Origin of the sequence: Thermobifida halotolerans, assembly GCF_003574835.2 — a bacterium.
Lineage (GTDB): Bacteria > Actinomycetota > Actinomycetes > Streptosporangiales > Streptosporangiaceae > Thermobifida > Thermobifida halotolerans.
This window is the reverse complement of sequence record NZ_CP063196.1, coordinates 5336382-5355233: the sequence shown is the minus strand read 5'-3', so window position 1 is coordinate 5355233 and position 18852 is coordinate 5336382. Positions and strand designations below refer to the sequence as shown.

Here is an 18852-nt window from a genome sequence, read left to right as displayed (position 1 = left end):
GGAGCGTGACGCACAATGGGCTCCTCTTCTCCTCCCGGACGGCTCACCGGCCACGGCGGCGTCCATGCCGTGGAGGTCGCCCGCCGACACGGCGTGGACACCGTCTTCACGCTCTCCGGTGGCCACGTCTTCCCGGTCTACGACGGCGCGGTCAGGTCCGAACCCGCCATGCGCCTGCTGGACGTACGGCACGAACAGACCGCGGTGTTCGCCGCCGAAGCCGTGGGCAAGCTCACCCGACGGGCCGGTTGGGCGGTGCTGACCGCCGGCCCGGGGGTCACCAACGGTGTCAGCGGGGTGGCCACCGCACACTTCAACGGCTCCCCGCTGGTGGTGGTCGGGGGACGGGCGCCCGACAGCCGCTGGGGGCAGGGACTGCTCCAGGAGCTGGACCAGCCGCCGCTGTTCGCCCCGATCACCAAGCGCGCGTGGACCGTCCACGAGCCCGCGCTGATCGGTCCGGCGCTGGACGAGGCGTTCACGCTCGCCAACGCCGCGCACCGGGGGCCGGTGTTCGTGGACATCCCGATGGACCGCCTCTACGACCAGGCCGAGATCGACCTCGACGCGGGCGCGGCCGGGACCGACCGCGCCCCCGATCCCGACGCGGTGGCCGACATCGCCCGCCTGCTCGGCGAGGCTCGGCGGCCGGTGCTGGTGTACGGCTCGGACGTGTGGCTGGACGGCGCCGAACAGGTCGCCCTCGACGCCGCCGAGGAACTGGGCGTCCCGGTGGTCACCAACGGCCAGGGCCGCGGGGTGCTCCCCGCCGGGCATCCGCTCCTGGCCACCCGCGCCCGGGGCCTGGCCCTCGGCAGCGCCGACCTGGTCGTCGTCGTGGGCACCCCGCTGGACTTCCGGCTCAACCACGGCCTGTTCGGCGGACGCGACGGCGCTCCTCCCGCCCGGACCGTGCACATCACCGACTCCCCCGAGCAGATCGCCACCCACCTCTCCCTCGCGGGAGCGGTCTCGGGAGACCTCTCGCTGATCCTGCGCGGCATAGCCGAGCAGGCCAGGCCCCACCCCGAGGTCGCGCAGTGGCGCGCCGCGGTGGCCGAGACCGCCGCGGCGACCGCGGCCAACGACAGCGAGGCCCTGAACAGCGACGCCTCCCCCGTCCACCCCGCCCGGATCTACGGTGAGCTGAACCGGATCCTGGACGACGACGCGGTGGTGATCGGCGACGGCGGCGACTTCGTCTCCTACGCGGGCAAGTACATCGAACCGCGCAGACCCGGGAACTGGCTCGACCCCGGACCGTTCGGTTGCCTGGGCACCGGAATGGGCTACGCGATCGCCGCCCGCCTGTCCCGCCCCTCCTCCCAGGTGGTGGCCCTGTTCGGCGACGGCGCGCTCGGGTTCTCGCTGTCGGACGTGGACACTCTCGTCCGCCACAACCTGCCGGTGGTCATGGTCTGCGGCAACAACGGCGTCTGGGGGCTGGAGAAGGCGCCGATGCGGTTGGTCTACGGCTACGACGTGATCGCCGACCTGGCTCCGCAGACCCGCTACGACCAGGTCGTGACGGCACTCGGCGGCGGCGGGGAACTCGTCACCGACCCCGCCGGGATCGGACCGGCGCTGCGCCGCGCCTTCGACTCGGGTGTCCCCTACCTGGTGAACATCGCCACCGACCCGGAGAACGTCTACCCGCGCAAGACCATGGGCGTGTGAGACGGGGGCCTCACCTCCGAGGCCCCCGCAGCGCACCGTCCAGGAAACGTGCGCGGTGGACGAGGACACGCTCCACGGTCCCCACGGCCACCTGGCGGCCGTCCTGGGTGACGGCGACCCCGAAGACCAGCCGTCCGCCCTCGGCCCCGTCCAGGCGCGCCGTGGCGACCACGTGCGCTCCCACCGGCGTGGGGGCGGTGTGCGAGAGCCGGATCTCGGTGCCGACCGTGGTGTGCTCGTCGTCCACATGCCCGGCGAGGGCGTCGACGGTGGCGGCCTCCGCCAGCGCCAGCACCCGAGGGGTGCCCAGCACGGGGACGTCCCCGCTGCCCAGCGCCGCGGCGGTGTCGGCCGTGGTGACCGTCAACTCCGCCGTTCCGGTGAGCCCCGTGTCGATCGCCATGGACGTCACCTCCCGGACGTCTCCCGCGGCCCCTACTCGACCACCGCGAGCAGGTCGCCCTCCTGGACGACGTCGCCCTCGTTGACGAGGATGTCGACGATCGTGCCCGGGTCCTCCACCAGCACCGGGATCTCCATCTTCATGGACTCCAGGATCAGCAGTGTGTCGCCCGCGGCGACCGTGTCGCCCGGCTGCGCCGTGACCTTCCAGACGTTCGCGACTATCTCCGCACGGATCTCAGCCATCGCCCGCTTCTCTTCCTGTGTTCGTCGGCCAGTCGGTACTGGGAGTACCCGTCATCGGCTTCTTCCCGGGCCGGGAAGTCCTCATTCCCGCGAGCGCGGGGTCGGGTGGGTCGCACCGCGCCGGGGCGGGACCTGGTCCTCCCACACCTGTTCGGCCAACGCGCGCCCGTGGCGAGCCGTCTCGCGCCCCAGCATAGCGACGAACACCCCCTGCCGCCCGTGCCTCCGCGGCCGGAGACGTCCGCCCCCGCGGACGCCTCCGAGTCGGCTGAGGGGTCCGCTCACTCCCGCCAGCGGAAGGCGGGCCGGTGCAGCACCGTCGCCAGCGCCTCGACCACCGCGGGGTCGTACTCGTGCCCGGTGTCCATTCGCAGCCGCTGCAGCACCGCCTCGACCCGGTCGCGGTCCGTGGAGTCGCCGACCAGGTCGTCGAAGGCGTTGGTCACCTTGATGATCCTGCTGCCCAGCGGAGGCGGACCCGCCTCGCCGCCGCCTGTGTAGGGCTCGCACTGGCGGCGGACCAGTTCGGCGACGCCGTCGAGAACCCCGGTCTCGCGGATGATCGACGAGCCCAGTTCGGCGATGCGCCGCTGTTCCCGCGGCGAGGCCAGCACGGTGGCGCCGCTGGGGATGGGGTCGCGCAGCGACAACTGGCCGATGTCGTGCATGAGCGCGGCGTACTCCAACTCCAGCAGTTCGGACTCCGACATCCCCAGCTCACAGCCGATCCTGTGGGCCAGCCGACTGACCCGGCGGGAGTGCCCGGTCTCGACGTAACCGCCGACCTCGGTGACCCGGGACAGCGCCCGCACCGTCTGCAGGTAGGTGCGCCGGATCTGGGCGTAGCGCCGGAAGGCGACCTGGGTGACCAGCAGCGGAGCGGTGAAGACCAGAAGACTGGTCAGTCCCATGACGTGTACCGACAACGCCATCAGGATGGCCGACGCCCCCACGGCCATGCCGATCGCCACCTGGGCGCGCATCTCGTCGTGCACCGTGACGCGGAACCGGGTCCGCAGCCGGTCGGCGCGGATGGCGGCGGCGGCCACCGAGTCGATCGCCCACACCCCCACCACGATCACGGCCATGAGCAGCAAGGACACCCACCACAGCGGCCCGTCCAGATCGACGGGGGCCACCAGGGGTTTGAAGAGCAGGGCGATGACCGTGATGTTGAGCAGCCGCCGGGCCAGGTCCCCCCAGTGGGGTGGGCGCCCCACCATGACGTGCGGCAGCTCCCCCACCACCATGCCGACCGCGACCACCGCGATGACCTGCCAGGCCGAGTGGGCGACGGGTTCGCCGCCGATGGTGAAGAGGAAGGCGTAGGACATGGCGGAGGCCGAGGCGATGGGCGCGGCCTCGCGTCCGCCCGGCAGGGTGATGCGCGCGAACTCCCCCAGCGCCACCAGGACGCCGAACGCCAGGGTGACCCGCGGCTGCTCGAACCCGGCCACGATGGCGGTCCACAACAGCGATCCGGCGGTGCTGACCAGCGCCGCCCCGATCAGCAGCGGCCGGGTCCAGCCGACGGCCCGCCACTGTCTGCCGTGGCGGGCGCCCCGAGGCGTCCGGATCGAAGCGGTCGGCACGCTCTTCATCATGATCCGGTTGTCTCTTCCACAACCCCGACCGTGACGTCGGCCCCGGTCTCGGTTCCGGTGTCCTCAGCGGTGTGCCGTCCGGCGGCGGCCCCGGTCGACGGTGTCCGCGCGGCGATGCTCTCGCACTCGTCCTCGAGTGGCTCGACGAGGTCGGGCACCTCCCAGCCCTCCCGCTCGACCGCGCGTACCAGCGCCTCGACCATCCGCGGGTCGAACTGGGTCCCGGCGCACCTGCGCAGCTCGGCGATCGCGTCCTCGGCGCTCCAGGCCGTGCGGTAGGAGCGGGTGGAGGTCAGGCAGTCGAACACGTCGGCCACCGAGACCAGCCGGGCGGCCTCGGGGATGTCCTCCCCGGCCAGTCCCTTCGGATACCCCCCACCGTCCATGCGCTCGTGGTGGTGCAGGATGCCGACCAGCGCCTCGTCGAGGAAGTCGATCTCGCGCACGATCTCGTAGCCGCGCATGGGATGCAGCTGGATCGCGGCGAACTCCTCCTCGGTGAGCTTTCCGGCCTTCTGCAGGATCTTGGTGGGCACCCCCAGTTTGCCGATGTCGTGCAGCATGCCCGCGTAGCGCATCGTCTGGACGCGTTCGGCGGACATGCCCAGCTCCTCCGCGATCATCGCGGCGGCCTTGGCCACCCGCATGCAGTGGCCCCGTGTGTAGTAGTCCTTGGTCTCCACCGCCTGGCACAGCGCGGCCAGTGTGGCGTCGTGCGCGCGCTGCTGGAAGACGTACTGGTCGAAGGCCCACCGCGCGATGAACAGCGGGAGCAGCACCAGCAGCACCGCGAAGGGGCCGACCGCGCCCCAGATGGCGGCGATGAACAGGCCCAGCATGGCGTAGCCGATGGAGGAGAGCTCCAGGGTGGCCAGCGGCCGCCACCGCATGTGGCGGGGGCTCTTCAGCCGGAGCTCACCGAGGCACCACATCAGCCCGACCATGAGCAGCGTGTTGCACATGGAGAAGACCAGGACCGCTCCGGTGAAGGGCAGGATGATCCACGGGAACACCTCGGGCCCCGGAACCCCCATCCTTCCACCGAGCAGTTGGAACACCGTTCCCGAGGCGTATCCGGCGAGAACGAACTGCGCTCCGTTGAACAGGCGCTTGACCAGGTTCTGCCGACGGATGACAAGCCCCGAGGCGATACCGACGACGGCGGCGCCCACCGGCCCCACCAGGACAACAGCGGCAAGAGAGGCCGCCGAAGCGGGTGATATCCCCGTCTTGCCGCTGTCGACCATCGTGGCGATTGACTCGGCGATCACGAACAGGATCGCCAGAAGCAGGAGAGTGCCCAGGTCGACCTCTTCTGTACGGCCGAGGAGCACTCCCAGGAGTATGACGGTGGCGGCGCCGAGCGCGACAAGGCCCACGTACAACCGCGCGGCCACGGGTAGGGCACGCAATTCCCGCTCCTTCTCGTCTTGCAGCCGACCGTTCCGCCATAGTTCCAGAGATCCGGACCTACCACCAGGTCCATCCGGTAACCGTCGTGACAAACATGGCCGCGATGGCCAGGGGAAGCATGAAGCCGTTGAACAACCAGAACATCCCTATCCCGCCTTTCCAGCGCCCCCCGCGCTTTCGCCTCCGCTCTCGAAGGCATGACATTTCCTCCATGAGGGGGATGTAGCGGCCAGTTTAACGCCAATCACGACCCGCGACATTCAACTGCCCCGAACTCGCACCCCGGAACGACAAAGAAGCACGGCATCGTTTCCAAACTGCGGAAGTACGAATCTAATTCGTAATTAGCGGGGTGACGCTCCGCAACCGGGTTCCTTTTTAAAGGTAGCGCAATATCCTCCATCCGACCGCCCCTCCACATCGGGGAAGAAGCAGCGCGGAACACGCCATATCACGCTGCGTAGTCGGATGTAACTTTTCAGTTAAAGATCAGATGTCACTCGACCAGGAAACAGAGAGAGCCCGGAGGCGCCGACCGTCCGCCCCACCGCTCCGGGCGGTCCCGCGTCCGGAAACCAGACACCGATCCCCATTCAATCCGGTAATCACCACAAAACAGTCATGAATCACCAAAAACCGGAGGCGCTGTCCGGAAGGTCCGAACTGCACCCCCGGTTCCGCTCTTCCGCTTCCCTGGGGATTCGGTGGGCCGCTAATCGGCCACCGTCTCGCGCTCTCCCATGCCCAGTCGGGCCTGGGCCAACTGCTGCAGCAGCCTGGCCCGCAACTGCGCCGGTGCCGGGTCGCACCCGCAGCACTTGGCCAGGACCTTCTTCACCGCCTCCTCAAGGCCGTACTCCTCGAGGCAGGGGGCGCACTCCTCCAGATGCTGCCGGATGTCGGCGCAGTTGGTCTCCTCGAGTTCGCCGTCGAGATAGGCGTAGACCTTGTCGAGCACCTCGCTACACGGGATGGCGTGCGGTTCCTCGCTCATCGTCGGTTCCTCCCACCATTCGCCGCAGCCACGGACTCCCCCGCCGAAGCGGAGAGGAAACCGCGCTCCAACGCGTACTCCTCCAGCAGAGAACGCAACTGGCGTCTACCACGATGCAGCCGGGACATCACGGTGCCGATCGGAGTGTCCATGATCTCGGCGACCTCCTTGTAGGCGAAACCCTCGACATCAGCGAGATAGACCGCGATGCGGAAGTCCTCGGGCAGTTCCTGCAGAGCCCGTTTGACGTCGCTGTCGGGGAGGTGCTCCAACGCCTCGGCCTCGGCCGACTTGAGACCGGACGAGGAGTGCGAGGCGGCCTGGGCGAGCTGCCAGTCCTCAACCTCCTCGGTCCCGGCCTGCCGGGGCTCACGCTGCTTCTTGCGGTAGGAGTTGATGAAGGTGTTGGTGAGGATCCGGTAGAGCCACGCCTTGAGATTCGTTCCCTCCTTGAACTGGTGGAACGATCCGAACGCCTTGGCGAACGTCTCCTGGACGAGGTCCTCGGCGTCCGCCGGGTTGCGCGTCATGCGCAACGCCGCCGAGTACAACTGGTCCAGGAGCGGCATGACATCCCGCTCGAACCGAGCACTGCGCTCGTCGATGGTCTCCTGCCTCTGACTCAACCCCGTCGGCCTCCTTGCACGGTTCTCCCTCGCGACAACCGCAACCTCACCATACGCGGGGAGCCCCCCGAACCGCACGCGCGCCGGACGTCCCCGAACCAAGCTTCCCGCAGAAACCGACATCAACCCACCTCCTGCCTGCCGCATCTCCCCCGCGGCCGCCCCCGCCCTGCGGACGGGGATGTTTCCCGATGATGTGGATAGGAACAACGTCTGGGGCGGCCTGATTCCGGAGCCCGCCACGATCCGGGCGGACCCGCACTCCACGCGACACCGAGAAGAAACTTCCGCTATTGGCTGTATACGCCGGACACATCATGCGAAAGTGGGGATAGACGCCCCCAGGCAGCGACGTTCGGCGAGGTCCGACAGGCGGACCCCGACCCTACGCACGGGGCGCGGCCGCCTGGGGAGTCGGGCGCCCCATGCCCACCAGACGGGAGAGGAGTGTGCGTGCGTCTCACCGGTTCCGCACCCCAGCTTGCGACATCACGGCCGTCCGTCGACCCCGAGGCCGACAGCGCGGCCCCTCGGCCCACGGCGAGCCACTTCGCGTCGGCCGACTCCCCATCGGTCTACTGGAGGTTCTACTGGGCGGTGGCCGCCGCCCAACTGACCCGTTGGCTGCCCCGTGAACCGGGGCGCCTCCTCGACCTCTCCGGCCCCGGATTCCGCGGGTCCTCACGCGCGGTGGCCGCCGGACACGACGTCGTCGCCCTGCTGCCCTCGGTGGACGCCGCGCCGAAACGGACCCTGAACCTGGTCAACGAGCACGCGCCGGTCCGCCGCAACCGTCGGCCGGGCCGTCTCCGCTCCGTCGTCGGCGACTCCACCCTCCTCTCCGGGTTCGCCTCCGAGGTGTTCGACGGCGTCATCGCCGACAACCGGGTGCTCTCCCAGCACCTGGTGACCGAGGCGTCCCTGACCGAGATCGCCCGGGTCCTGCGCCCGGGAGGCCGCACACTGCTGTGCGTGGACTCGGTGGTGCTGGGCATGGCGGTGCTCGCCGAACAGGACTGCTGGCCAGAGCTCAGCTACGCGCCCAACGCCGACGTGCTACTGGTGCCCTGGCCGGACGGCGCCATCACCCGCTGCTTCACCGGCGAGCAACTCGGTGAACTGCTCACCGAGGCCGGCCTGGAACTGGAGTGGATCAAACCCCGCACCGTCCTGTCGGCCTCCACCGTGGAGAAGGTGCTGGGCGACAACCCCCGCGCCCTGAACCGGCTGGTGGAGATGGAGCTGAAGGCCGCCGACTCCGGCGACGACGTCAGCATGCACCTGCTGGCCAGCGCCAGAAAACCCGGATGAGCCCGGTCCCGCGACCGCGCCGAGGCGCGCGGCCCGTCGACGGCGCGGCGGAGGCCGCCGGAACACAGCGGCGCCGTGGCCGGGTTCCGGTCCACCGCTGAAAGACCGGAACCCGGCCACGCGGCCCGCCATGACGCGACTCCGGACACCGCCTCCGAACCGCCGTCCGGCGCGGGGCGGCGTCGCGAGTCGCTTCCGCCAGGCGTTCGCCACCCTACTGCGGCTTATGTACGGATTCCACCGTCTCGCTCGGCCCGGAGCGGCCCGAAGAAGGTCGGGGCAACGGTTCCCGCAGTTCACGGTAGAAGGAGAAATCCTGGTGAAACGGCCGGTTCCGAACGGATCAGAACAGTGTCGCCGATCCCCCTTCGGATTCCGTCGCGACCGGGGCGAGTAGTTGGGGACCGTTGTTCCGAACCGTGTTGACCTCGGGACCCACCTCGTAGACGGCGAGGTCGGCCGCCGGCGTGGCGTCCAGGATCGGCAGCAGGTCGGCGGACGTGGCCTCGGGGTCCAGCCAGGCGCTCCAGTCCCGCTCCCCGACGACGACCGGCATGCGCTCGTGGATGTGCGCGAGCTCGGGCGCGGCCTCGGTGGTGATGACCGCGAAACTCCACAGCCAGGCCGCGGGATCGTCCTCGGGAAGGTCGCGGTTGTGCCACCTCTCGAAGATCCCGGCGAGGGCCAGTGGCGCGTCGTCGGCGTAGCGCACCGCGAAGGGGCGCTTGCGCGCTCTGGCCTTGCGGGCCCGGTGCCCCGGATCGGTGACCGGAGAGGTGCCCGGCCGTGCCTCTCCGGAGGCGGGCAGCAGTTGCCACTCGTAGTAGGCGTCGGCGGGGATCAGACAGCGGCGGCGTGCGAACGCCGTACGGAACGCGGGCTTGTCGGCGACCGTCTCGGCCCGGGCGTTGATCATCCGGTAGCCGACGTTGGCGTCCTTGGCCCACGACGGCACCAGGCCCCAGCGGAGCGTGACCAGATGCCGGGGTCCCGCGGGTCCGGTACCCGTCTCGCCCGGTGCGCGGCCCAGCACCGCGTAGGCCCGCTTGCCGGGGGAGACGTTGTAGTCGGGGACGAGCTCCTCCCTCGGCGGCCACACCCGGGGGTCGTCCGCACCGGACGCCTCGGGCTGCGGCTCCGTGAAGCCGAAGGCGAGCTGGATCTCGTTCCTGCCGCGCGCCAGCGCGTACCGACCGCACATGCCTCCAGCTTAGAACCGACCGGTGACCTTCGGTCAAAACCGCGGCAACCTCTCCCACGGCGCCCCCGACGGTTGGGATGTTCCCGGCCGACACGGGTAGAGCGGTTCCCATCGCCCCGCCACCACCGGGGCTCTCGTCCTGCCCGTGTCAAGGAGAGGCATCGTGGGAGTACTACGCAACCAGGCCAGGCGCCTGCTCGCCGTTCCGTTCGTCCTGGAGGGGATCACCGTCCTGCGCGACCCGATCCCGCGCACCAAGCAGTTGGCGCCGACCGTACGCCAACTGGCGGCACGCTACCCGAGCGTGCCGGACACCCCCGAGACCCTGGTCCGCCTCCAGGGCGCGCTGGGCGTCGTCGGGGGAGCGCTGCTGCTGGCCGGCCGGGCCCCGCGCACCGCCTGTGCCCTGCTCGCGGCCCAGTCGGCGCCGACCATGCTGGCCGAACTGCGCGAGGCCCGTGAGGGCGACCCCGACGACCGCGCCCGGCGCCGCTCGACCGCGGTCAAGGACCTCAGCCTGTTCGGCGCTCTCGTCCTGTCCGCCACCGAGCCGAAGAAGCGCCCCTCCCGCCTGCGCAGGCAGACCGGTCAGGCGGTCCGGAGGCTCCGTTCGGCCGCCACGCCGTCCCGCCGCACCCGCTCGACCGTCGTCCGGATGCCGAAGTCCGTCGTCCGGGCGTCGAAACCCGCCGTCCGGGTGCCGAAGCCACGGCGTTGACCTCGTCCTCCGCGCCGGGACGCCGTCGCTCCCGGCGCGGCCCCACGTCCGCCCGGTCCCGGGTCAGTCCGCCACGCGGATCGTCGGCTCGTGGTGGACCGGAAAACCGACCGACCGCGCGATGAAGCAGATCTGGTTGGCCCTGCCGTGCAGTTCGCGCGCCGACTCGGCCATGCCCCCGTCGGCCACCGTCACCACCGGGCGCAGGGTGGCCGAGGTGAACTCCCCCGACCCGTCGGAGTGGGTGACCATCTCGGCGGTCGCCTCGTCGGCGTAGTCCACCACGACCACCTCGGACGCCGATGCCAGCGCCAGGTAGGACAGCATGTGGCACTGCGCCAGCGCGGCCAGCAGCAACTCCTCCGGGTTCCACCGGGAGGGGTCGCCCCGGAAGGCCGAGTCCGCCGATCCCGGAAGCGTCGGCTTCCCGTCCGCCTCGACGTCGTGGGACCGCTCGTAGCCCCGATAGTTGCTGGTTCCCTCCCCCGTGTTGCCGGTCCACCGGATCCTGACCTCGTAGTGGTGCTGCTTCGCTCTGCCGATCGCCACGGCGTCCTCCGTTTCCTCTGTCGACCGGGATTCCCGGTCCCGCCCCGCGCCACTACCCGCCCGTCGGGGACGTTCCCCGGCCGGCCGCGTTCCCGGATAACCTTCAGGCATGTCTGAAACCGCATCGCACTGGCCCGCCCCGACCGTGTCCCGGCCGGTGGACGCCGCGGTCAGTCTGCCCGGCTCCAAGTCGATGACCAACCGCGCGATGATCCTGGCGGCGCTGTCGGAGACCCCCGGCGTGGTGCGCCGCCCGCTGCGCAGCCGTGACACCGTTCTGATGGCGGACGCGCTGCGCGCCCTCGGCACCACGGTGACCGAGGCGGACGGGGACTGGTCGGTCACCCCGGCACCGCCGGTCGGCCCCGCCACGGTGGACGTCGGAAACGCCGGAACGGTGATGCGGTTCGTCCCCCCGTTGGCCGCGCTGGCCCGCGGCGACGTGTCGTTCGACGGCGACCCCCGGGCCCGCGAGCGGCCCGTCGGTCCCCTTCTCGCGGCGCTGCGCGCACTGGGCGCGGACATCGACGACGGCGGACGCGGCGCACTGCCCATGGTCATCCACGGCCGGGGTGAACTGCCCGGCGGGACCGTCACCCTGGACGCCTCCGCCTCCTCCCAGTTCGTCTCCGCCCTGCTGCTCAGCGGCGCCCGCTTCACCAAGGGCGTGGAGGTCCGGCACGTGGGACCGCCGGTCCCCTCCCAGCCCCACCTCGACATGACGGTGGAGATGCTGCGCGATGTCGGGGTCGAGGTGGACACCGGTGCTCCGGACGTGTGGCGGGTCGCTCCCGGACCGGTCCGGGCCACCGAGATCGTGGTCGAGCCCGACCTGTCCAACGCCGCGCCGTTCCTGGCCGCCGCGCTGGTCACCGGCGGACGGGTGACGGTCCGCGACTGGCCGCGCCGCACCACCCAGCCCGGGGACGCGCTGCGGGCCCTCTTCACCGAGATGGGCGGCGCCGTGGAGTTCACCGACGACGGCCTGACCCTGCGCGGCACCGGCGAGGTCCGCGGGATCACCGCCGACCTGCGCGACGTCGGCGAACTCACCCCGACCGTCGCGGCCGTGGCCGCGCTGGCGTCCACCCCCTCGCGCATCACCGGAATCGCGCACCTGCGCAGGCACGAGACCGACCGGATCGCGGCGCTGGCCCGGGAGATCAACCGGCTCGGCGGCGACGCCGAGGAGCTTCCCGACGGGCTGGTCATCCGCCCCCGCCCCCTCCACGGCGGCGTGTTCCTCTCCTACGACGACCACCGGATGGCCACCTCCGGCGCGGTCATCGGACTCGTGGTGCCCGGGGTGGAGGTGGAGAACATCGCCACCACCGGCAAGACCCTGCCGGACTTCCCCGCACTGTGGAACGAGGTCGCCTCTTGAGGGACCGCCGCCACTTCGACGAGGACGACATCCGGGTGCGCGCCCGGGGAGGCTCCCGGCCGCGCACCCGCAGGCGCCCCAAGCACGAGAACGCCCGCCCGGGATTCGTGACCGCGGTGGACCGTGGCCGGTACCGCTGCCTGGTGGACGACCGTCCGGTGGTGGCCATGAAGGCCCGCGAACTCGGCCGGGGCAGCATCGTCGTGGGCGACGTCGTCGCGCTGGTCGGCGACCTCTCCGGCCGACCGGGCACCCTGGCGCGGGTGGTGCGGGTCGAAGAGCGCACGTCGGTGCTGCGCCGCACCGCCGACGACACCGACCCGGTGGAGCGGGTGATCGTCGCCAACGCCGACCAACTGGTCATCGTGGTGGCCCTGGCCGACCCGGCGCCGCAGCCGCGTTTCATCGACCGCTGTCTCGTGGCGGCCTACGACGCGGGCCTGGTCCCGCTGCTGTGCCTGACCAAGGCCGACCTGGCCCCGCCCGACCCACTGGTCGAGACCTACTCCCCGCTGGGGCTGCGCTGGGTGGTGACCCGCAGGGACGGCGACCTCTCCGCGTTGCGCGCCCACCTGACCGGCCGGATCAGCGTGCTCGTCGGTCCTTCCGGAGTGGGCAAGTCGACTCTGGTGAACCTGCTGGTGCCCGAGGCGCGACGGGCGGTCGGCCAGGTCAACGCGGTCACCGGCCGGGGACGGCACACCTCGACCTCGGCGGTGGCGCTGCCGATCGGCGCTCCGGCCGACACCGGGAGCCTGGAGCGGTTGCTCGCGGCCCGCGAGGGCGGTGTCGACCGCGGCGAACTCGACCACGGCTGGATCATCGACACCCCGGGGGTGCGCAGTTTCGGCCTGGCCCACGTCGCCCCCGACGACGTGGTGGTGGCCTTCCCCGACCTGGCGGAGGCCGTCGCCGAGTGCCCGCCCGGCTGCTCCCACCTACCGGGCGGCGGCTGCGCCCTGGACGACTGGCTGGCCGAGGGGCGGGTCAACCCGGACCGTGTCGCCTCCTTCCGCCGCCTCCTCGCCAGCCGCGAGGGCGATTCCGAGCGCTGAGTCCGCGTTCCGGCGCGTCGGCCGCGCCACGCGGGCCGGGCATGGCCGTGCCACGGGAAGAGCGGTAGCGTTACCGGTCATGGCGGCCTTTGATGATGACCTGCGTCTCGCCCACGTCCTCGCCGACGCGGCGGACGACCTTTCGCTCAGGCACTTCCGGTCCCTCGATCTGAAGGTCGACACCAAGCCCGACCTGACCCCGGTGACCGAGGCCGACCGGACGGTCGAGGAGACGCTGCGTTCCGTGCTCTCCCGCGCCCGTCCCCGGGACGCGGTGCTCGGTGAGGAGTACGGCAGGACCGGGAACAGCTCCCGCTGCTGGGTGCTGGACCCGATCGACGGCACCAAGAACTACGTGCGCGGTGTCCCCGTGTGGGCCACGCTGATCGCGCTGCTGGAAGGCAACGAGCCCGTCGTGGGCGTGGTGTCCGCGCCCGCCCTGCAGCGCCGCTGGTGGGCGTCCAGGGGCGGCGGCGCGTGGGCCGGGCGCAGCCTCACCAAGGCCACCCGCTGCCAGGTGTCCGCGGTGTCCCGCCTGGAGGACGCGTCGCTGTCGTTCTCCTCGCTGACCGGCTGGGAGGAGCAGCGGCGGCTGGACTACTTCCTGGACCTGACCCGCTCGGTGTGGCGCACCCGTGCCTACGGGGACTTCTGGTCGCACGTGATGGTCGCCGAGGGCGCGGTGGACGTCTCCGCGGAACCGGAGCTGTCGCTGTGGGACGCCGCCGCCCTGCCGCTCATCCTGGAGGAGGCGGGCGGCCGGGCGACGGACCTGCGCGGCGGCCCGTTCTCCGACGGGGGACCGTTGGTGTGCAGCAACGGCGTGCTGCACGACGCCGTGCTGACCCAGCTCAACGGCGGTCCCACCCCGCTGCGGCTGACCTGAGGCCCGTCGGGGCCCCGGGCCCCTTCTCCGGGGGCCGCCGTGGTTCCCCTCACAGTGGCCGCCACCGGCCACACCCACCACCGAGCGCACACGATCCACTACGCTGAACCGTGCCCGGGCCGCCCGGCCGCAGTCGCCCGGCCACACGGTCACCGCGGGTTTCCGCATCTCTTTCCGCCCTGGTCGAGAAAGGGCCCTCCGACGTGCTGCGCTCCGTCACCGCCGGTCTCGTGCTGGCCTTCGCGGGATCACGGGCCAACGTGGCCCGGACGATCCTCTCGTGCGCCGGAATCATCATCGGCATCGGCGCCCTCATCACCGTGGTGACGGTCGGCGACGTCGGGGAGCGCTACGCGAGGTCCTACAGCGAGGCCGTCGCCGGCCGGGCCGCCACGTTCCAGGTGGACCTCACGGTCCAACCCGAGAATCCGGAGGCGTTCGAGACGGACCTGCGGCGCGCCGGCGGCAGCGCGGTGTCGCTGGACACCTGGATCAGCGGTCCCCTGCTCCGCAGCGCCGGCACGACGATCCCGGACGTCTCGGTCAACGCCGTCGACGCCTCGCTGAGCGACATCCGCAGGCTGGAGATGGTGCGGGGACGCTGGTTCGCCGAGGAGGACCAGGAGTCCCTCGTCCCGATGCTGGTGGCCAACGAGGCGCTGGCCGAACTCCTGGGAGACGGGACCGACGTCCAGATCGGTTCGCGGCGCTGGCTGGACGCGCGCGTGGTCGGGGTGGTGGAGTCGAGCGCCTTCGACTCCCACCCCCAGGCCTATCTGCTGCGCGCGCCCGCCTCCGCGGAACTGCTGCCCGCCGCCTCTTCCGAGGACTTTTTCCTCCTGACCTACAGCGTCCTGGTCCCCCCGGACGACGCCGACCCCGAGGCGTTCCTGCGCCGTCTGGAGCCGGTGTCCTGGCGGTGGGGGCTGCCGACGGAGAACCTCTACGAGGCCGTGTCGGTCTGGCGGTCCGACGACGCCGAGGCGGTCCAGGAGGTGCTCGACTACCTGTCGCTGGGCCTGCTCGGGGTGGCTTCCATCACCCTGCTGACCGGGCTGTTGGGGATACTCAACGTCGGTCTGGTCACGGTCCGCGAACGCCGCCGGGAACTCGCCACCTACCGGGCGCTGGGAGCGAGTTCGCTGACCTTGTTCGTCGCGGTCGTCACCGAGGCGGTCGTCGTCTCGGTGGTGGCCGGAGCGATCGCGCTCACGCTGTGTCTTGCGGGTGCGTGGGGAGCCGACATCCTCGTCTCCCCGTACCTGCCCTCTGACGTCTCGATCTTCGTACCGCCCGAAGCGGCCCTGGTGGGCCTGTCCGGCGCGGCGTTCGTCGGCCTGCTGGCCGGAGTCATCCCCGCCTGGCGCGCGCTGCGCGCGTCCGTGGTGGCCGGGCTGCGGGAATAGGAACGGTGGGAACGTGAAGAAGTGGATCATCCTCGGTCTGGCCGTGGCCGTGCTGTTGGGCGGGTTGGGGTTCGGCGGCTACGTGCTGTTCTCCTCCGGCGTCTCCGCGTCCGCACCGGAGAGCCCGGACGCGGGGCCCGTCGCCGCGGGGCAGCCGGTCGAGGTACGGCGCGCGGACATCGAGTCCCGGGTGGTACTGGACGCCACGATCGTCGCAGAGCCCGGGGTCGCGGTGAAGGCCCGGACGGGTGGGACCGTGGCACGTGTCTGGCTGGCCGACGGGCAGAGCGTCGAGCAGGGCGCTCCCGTCGTGACCCTCACCGTGCCGGGTGCGGGCGGGGAGGAGACCGGGCAGGCCCCCGCGACCGAGACGGTTGTCCGGGCGCCCGCCACCGGGACCCTGTCCGGGCTGGGCGACCTCGCGGTCGGCGACCCGGTGGAACCCGGTGAGATCGCACGGATCACCGAGGACGAGTTCCGTGCGGTGGCCTCGGTCGACCCCAACGACGTCTACCGGTTCTACGACGAACCCGACGAGATCCTGCTGCAGATCGATCAGGGACCGGCACCCGAGGCCTGCGAGTTCCTCTCACTGGGGGCTGGCTCCGCCGCTCCGCAGGACTCCGGCGGCGCCTCGGACGGCGAAGCGGGCGGCGGCCCGGAGGGAGCGCTCGAACTGGCCTGCCGGGTTCCCGACGGGCTGCGGGTGTTTCCCGGCGTACGGGGCCGGTTGTCGATCGTGACCGGTCAGGCGAAGAACGCGCTGGTCGTTCCCATGACGGCGGTGCGGGGAGCGGTCGACGAGGGTGAGGTCCTCCTCGTTCTCGACGACGGGTCGACCCAGGTCCGCGAGGTCGAGCTGGGGATCTCCGACGGGGAGAACATCGAGGTGGTCTCCGGACTGAGCCCCGGCGACCGGGTCGTGGACCCGGTTCCGCTGGCCGAGGAGTTCGACGTCCCAGCTGATCCCTCCGAGGAGTACGGGGAGTCGGGCGCCTGGATGATGGAGGAGTGATCCGGTGGAGGCTCTCTTCGCCCCCGAGGAGCAGGAGGCTTTGACCGGTCCCCTGCTGCGCGTCCACGACCTGCGGCGCAGCTTCACGGTCTCGGGAACCACCGTCGACGTTCTCAGGGGCTGCTCGCTGGAGGTGGCCCGGGGCGAGGTCGTGGCCGTGGTCGGGCAGTCCGGGTCGGGCAAGTCCACGCTGCTCAACATCATCGGGTTGCTGGACAGCGCGGACTCGGGCGAGCACGTGTTCGACGGCGTCGACGTGTCCCGGCTGCGCGAGGGGCGGCGCGCCCGGCTGCGCAACGAGCGGATCGGTTTTGTCTTCCAGCAGTTCCACCTGCTGGAGCGGCGCAGCGCGCTGGCCAACGTGAGCGTTCCCATGGTGCTGGCGGGGGTGCCGCTGGCGCGTCGCCGCGCCGCCGCGAAGGAGCTGCTGGAAGCGATGGGGCTGGGCCACCGGGTCTCCTCCCAGCCGCACCAGCTGTCCGGCGGCGAGCAGCAGCGGGTGGCGCTCGCCAGGGCGTTGAGCCTGAACCCCGCGCTGATCCTCGCGGACGAGCCCACGGGGGCGCTGGACCAGGCCAGCAGCACGATGATCATGGACCAGTTGCTCGGGCAGGCCCGCTCCCGGAACACGGCGGTGATCGTGGTCACCCACGACCCCGAGGTGGCCGCCCGCACCGACCGGACCGTCACCATCGTCGACGGACGCATCCACTAGCCGACGGCCCCGCCGGGGAGAGGGCTCCTCGACGATCCGGGCCCCTCCCGGCACGGTCGCCCGAGTACCCCCGGACACGCTCCGGGCCGACCGTGCTGGCGCACGATCGGCCCGGAACTCCTGGTAGCGGGGACAGGATTTGAACCTGCGACCTCTGGGTTATGAGCCCAGCGAGCTACCGAACTGCTCCACCCCGCGTCGGTGTGTTCACCACAGTAGATGCGGTCGCCGCAGGACGCAAATCAAGAGTCCCACCGGCCGCACGTCACCGCCCGAATCTCCACGACCACCGGCGTCGCATAACGCCCCACCCCAGGGGTAGAGGAAGCGCGTCGCGCAATGAGCAACCGCAGCATCCGCGGAAGGAGCGGGTATGGCAGAGGCCGACCGGACAGGTCAGCGGGGCCTGGACCAGGCCGCCGTCGCCAGGTTCCACGGCGTGTTCAACATCGTCAGTGGACTGTGGCCCCTGCTCAGCACGCGGAGCTTCGAGGCGGTGTTCGGTCGCAAACAGGACCGGTGGCTGCAGTACAGCGTGGCCGGGCTCCTCCTGGCCGTCGGCTGCGCCCAGACCCGTACCGGGCGTGACCCCGCTTCCCTGCGCACCGCGCGGACGGTGGGCGTGGGAACCGCGCTGACCCTGCTGTCCATCGACCTCCGCTACGCCCCGCAGGGACGTATCCCCCGCACCTACCTACTGGACGCCCTGCTGGAAGCCGGCTGGTTGACAGCCTGGCTGCGTGCCGCCCCTCCTGCGACGCGCACTGACCGTTCGACGAATCCAACGGCAAAAAGCACTCATCAGTGAGGGAGAAGCAGATGTCCGTTCCCGAAGCGAACCGCGGTGCCTTCTCGAACTTCAATTCCCCGGTCCAGAAGGCGGCACTCGCGTTCGGCGTGGTCTTCCTGCTGGTCGGCGTCCTGGGGTTCATCCCCGGCATCACCACCAACTACGACCAGATGCAGTTCGCCGGACACGAGTCCGAGGCGATGCTGTTAGGCGTGTTCCAGGTGTCGGTCCTGCACAACATCGTCCACCTGCTGTTCGGAATCGCCGGTGTGGCCATGGCCAGGACCTTCAACGCGGCCCGGATCTTCCTGATCGGTGGTGGCGCGATCTACCTGCTGCTGTGGCTGTACGGCCTGTTCGTCAACGAGGAGTCGGCGGCGAACTTCGTGCCGCTGAACGCCGCTGACGACTGGCTGCACTTCTTCCTGACCGTCAGCATGATCGGCCTGGGAGTTCTCCTGGGACGGCGTTCCGTCGGCGCGGGACCGAAGCGCGCCCCGGCGTCTCCCCGCACGTAGGAGGAACCGTGGGAAACACCGTGGCCCCCACAGTGGTGTGGGGGCCACGGTCGGTCCGGGGCGGGCTCAGCCGGGCCCGGAGGGCGGATGTCACCCTCGTCCGCCTTTCGGCCGCAGAGCGCCCCACACACGCAGAACGTCCCCCGGGAATTTTTCCCGGGGGACGTCTTCTGGTAGCGGGGACAGGATTTGAACCTGCGACCTCTGGGTTATGAGCCCAGCGAGCTACCGAACTGCTCCACCCCGCGTTGCTTTCCCCAACGTTACCGCGCTCTGCCGACAACGCCAAATCGGTTTCGCCCCGAGCGGTGTCGTGGGAGGGACCGTCCCCTCCCACGACAC

Annotated in this window: 19 protein-coding genes and 2 tRNA genes; 11 read left to right on the top strand and 10 right to left on the bottom strand. The window is 70.9% G+C overall.

The annotated features are described in order from the left end of the window. Nucleotides 1-15: 15 nt before the first annotated feature. Nucleotides 16-1677, top strand: coding sequence for an acetolactate synthase (locus NI17_RS23690; protein ID WP_068687566.1), 1662 nt, complete (start codon nt 16-18; stop codon nt 1675-1677). A gap of 10 nt (nt 1678-1687) precedes the next feature. On the opposite strand, the gene NI17_RS23685 is transcribed toward NI17_RS23690, so the two are convergent. From NI17_RS23685 to NI17_RS23660, 6 genes are all read right to left on the bottom strand, one after another. Then, complete coding sequence (locus NI17_RS23685) at nt 1688-2080, bottom strand: thioesterase family protein (protein WP_068687565.1); 393 nt, start codon at nt 2078-2080, stop codon at nt 1688-1690. Between the two features lie 32 nt (nt 2081-2112). Further along, the gene (locus NI17_RS23680; protein WP_068687564.1) at nt 2113-2325 is read right to left on the bottom strand and encodes a biotin/lipoyl-binding carrier protein; all 213 of its coding nucleotides are present in this window, start codon (nt 2323-2325) and stop codon (nt 2113-2115) included. Nucleotides 2326-2606: 281 nt separating this feature from the next. After that, nucleotides 2607-3929 (bottom strand): HD-GYP domain-containing protein, encoded by a 1323-nt coding sequence (locus NI17_RS23675; protein WP_119268005.1) that lies wholly within the window; start codon nt 3927-3929, stop codon nt 2607-2609. Further along, on the bottom strand, nt 3926-5263 hold the full coding sequence (locus NI17_RS23670) for an HD-GYP domain-containing protein (protein ID WP_324609941.1): 1338 nt from the start codon (nt 5261-5263) through the stop codon (nt 3926-3928). The genes NI17_RS23675 and NI17_RS23670 overlap by 4 nt, the downstream gene beginning before the upstream one ends. A 791-nt stretch (nt 5264-6054) precedes the next feature. Next, a complete protein-coding gene (gene rsrA / locus NI17_RS23665) occupies nt 6055-6336 on the bottom strand; it encodes a mycothiol system anti-sigma-R factor (protein WP_068687562.1) in 282 nt (93 codons plus the stop codon). Continuing rightward, complete coding sequence (locus NI17_RS23660; protein WP_068687561.1) at nt 6333-6962, bottom strand: sigma-70 family RNA polymerase sigma factor; 630 nt, start codon at nt 6960-6962, stop codon at nt 6333-6335. The genes rsrA and NI17_RS23660 overlap by 4 nt, the downstream gene beginning before the upstream one ends. Before the next feature lie 453 nt (nt 6963-7415). Between NI17_RS23660 and NI17_RS23655 the strand changes: the two genes are divergently transcribed. Further along, nucleotides 7416-8273, top strand: a complete 858-nt coding sequence (locus tag NI17_RS23655; RefSeq protein ID WP_068687560.1) for a methyltransferase domain-containing protein — start codon at nt 7416-7418, stop codon at nt 8271-8273. Between the two features lie 343 nt (nt 8274-8616). Here NI17_RS23655 and NI17_RS23650 read toward each other — a convergent pair whose 3' ends face one another. Then, a complete protein-coding gene (locus NI17_RS23650) occupies nt 8617-9474 on the bottom strand; it encodes an SOS response-associated peptidase (RefSeq protein WP_068687559.1) in 858 nt (285 codons plus the stop codon). A gap of 163 nt (nt 9475-9637) precedes the next feature. Between NI17_RS23650 and NI17_RS23645 the strand changes: the two genes are divergently transcribed. Further along, nucleotides 9638-10192 carry a DoxX family protein gene (locus NI17_RS23645; RefSeq protein ID WP_068687558.1) on the top strand — a complete coding sequence of 185 codons (555 nt, stop codon included), beginning with the start codon at nt 9638-9640 and terminating at the stop codon, nt 10190-10192. 63 nt (nt 10193-10255) lie between these two features. Here NI17_RS23645 and NI17_RS23640 read toward each other — a convergent pair whose 3' ends face one another. Further along, entirely contained in the window at nt 10256-10741 is a 486-nt protein-coding gene (locus tag NI17_RS23640; protein WP_234401550.1) for an OsmC family protein, read from the bottom strand. Between the two features lie 109 nt (nt 10742-10850). Here NI17_RS23640 and aroA point away from each other — a divergent pair, with 109 nt between their 5' ends. From aroA to NI17_RS23610, 6 genes are all read left to right on the top strand, one after another. Continuing rightward, entirely contained in the window at nt 10851-12125 is a 1275-nt protein-coding gene (gene aroA, locus NI17_RS23635; RefSeq protein ID WP_068687557.1) for a 3-phosphoshikimate 1-carboxyvinyltransferase, read from the top strand. Beyond that, nucleotides 12122-13180: a ribosome small subunit-dependent GTPase A gene (gene rsgA / locus NI17_RS23630; RefSeq protein WP_068687556.1), complete on the top strand. Its 1059-nt coding sequence runs from the start codon at nt 12122-12124 to the stop codon at nt 13178-13180. The genes aroA and rsgA overlap by 4 nt, the downstream gene beginning before the upstream one ends. Nucleotides 13181-13259: 79 nt before the next feature. Beyond that, the gene (gene hisN / locus NI17_RS23625) at nt 13260-14066 is read left to right on the top strand and encodes a histidinol-phosphatase (protein WP_068687555.1); all 807 of its coding nucleotides are present in this window, start codon (nt 13260-13262) and stop codon (nt 14064-14066) included. 203 nt (nt 14067-14269) lie between these two features. Beyond that, nucleotides 14270-15472, top strand: coding sequence for an ABC transporter permease (locus tag NI17_RS23620; RefSeq protein ID WP_068687554.1), 1203 nt, complete (start codon nt 14270-14272; stop codon nt 15470-15472). A gap of 13 nt (nt 15473-15485) precedes the next feature. Then, entirely contained in the window at nt 15486-16487 is a 1002-nt protein-coding gene (locus NI17_RS23615; RefSeq protein ID WP_068687553.1) for an efflux RND transporter periplasmic adaptor subunit, read from the top strand. 4 nt (nt 16488-16491) lie between these two features. After that, complete coding sequence (locus NI17_RS23610) at nt 16492-17202, top strand: ABC transporter ATP-binding protein (protein ID WP_119268003.1); 711 nt, start codon at nt 16492-16494, stop codon at nt 17200-17202. Between the two features lie 121 nt (nt 17203-17323). Here the strand turns inward: NI17_RS23610 and NI17_RS23605 are convergent. Beyond that, nucleotides 17324-17400: transfer RNA gene (locus NI17_RS23605), tRNA-Met, on the bottom strand. 175 nt (nt 17401-17575) lie between these two features. On the opposite strand from NI17_RS23605, the gene NI17_RS23600 reads away from it, so the two are divergent. Next, entirely contained in the window at nt 17576-18010 is a 435-nt protein-coding gene (locus NI17_RS23600) for a hypothetical protein (protein WP_068687552.1), read from the top strand. An 11-nt stretch (nt 18011-18021) separates the two neighbouring features. Continuing rightward, a complete protein-coding gene (locus NI17_RS23595) occupies nt 18022-18510 on the top strand; it encodes a DUF4383 domain-containing protein (RefSeq protein WP_068687551.1) in 489 nt (162 codons plus the stop codon). Between the two features lie 171 nt (nt 18511-18681). On the opposite strand, the gene NI17_RS23590 is transcribed toward NI17_RS23595, so the two are convergent. Next, a tRNA-Met gene (locus NI17_RS23590) sits at nt 18682-18758 on the bottom strand. Nucleotides 18759-18852: the final 94 nt, after the last annotated feature.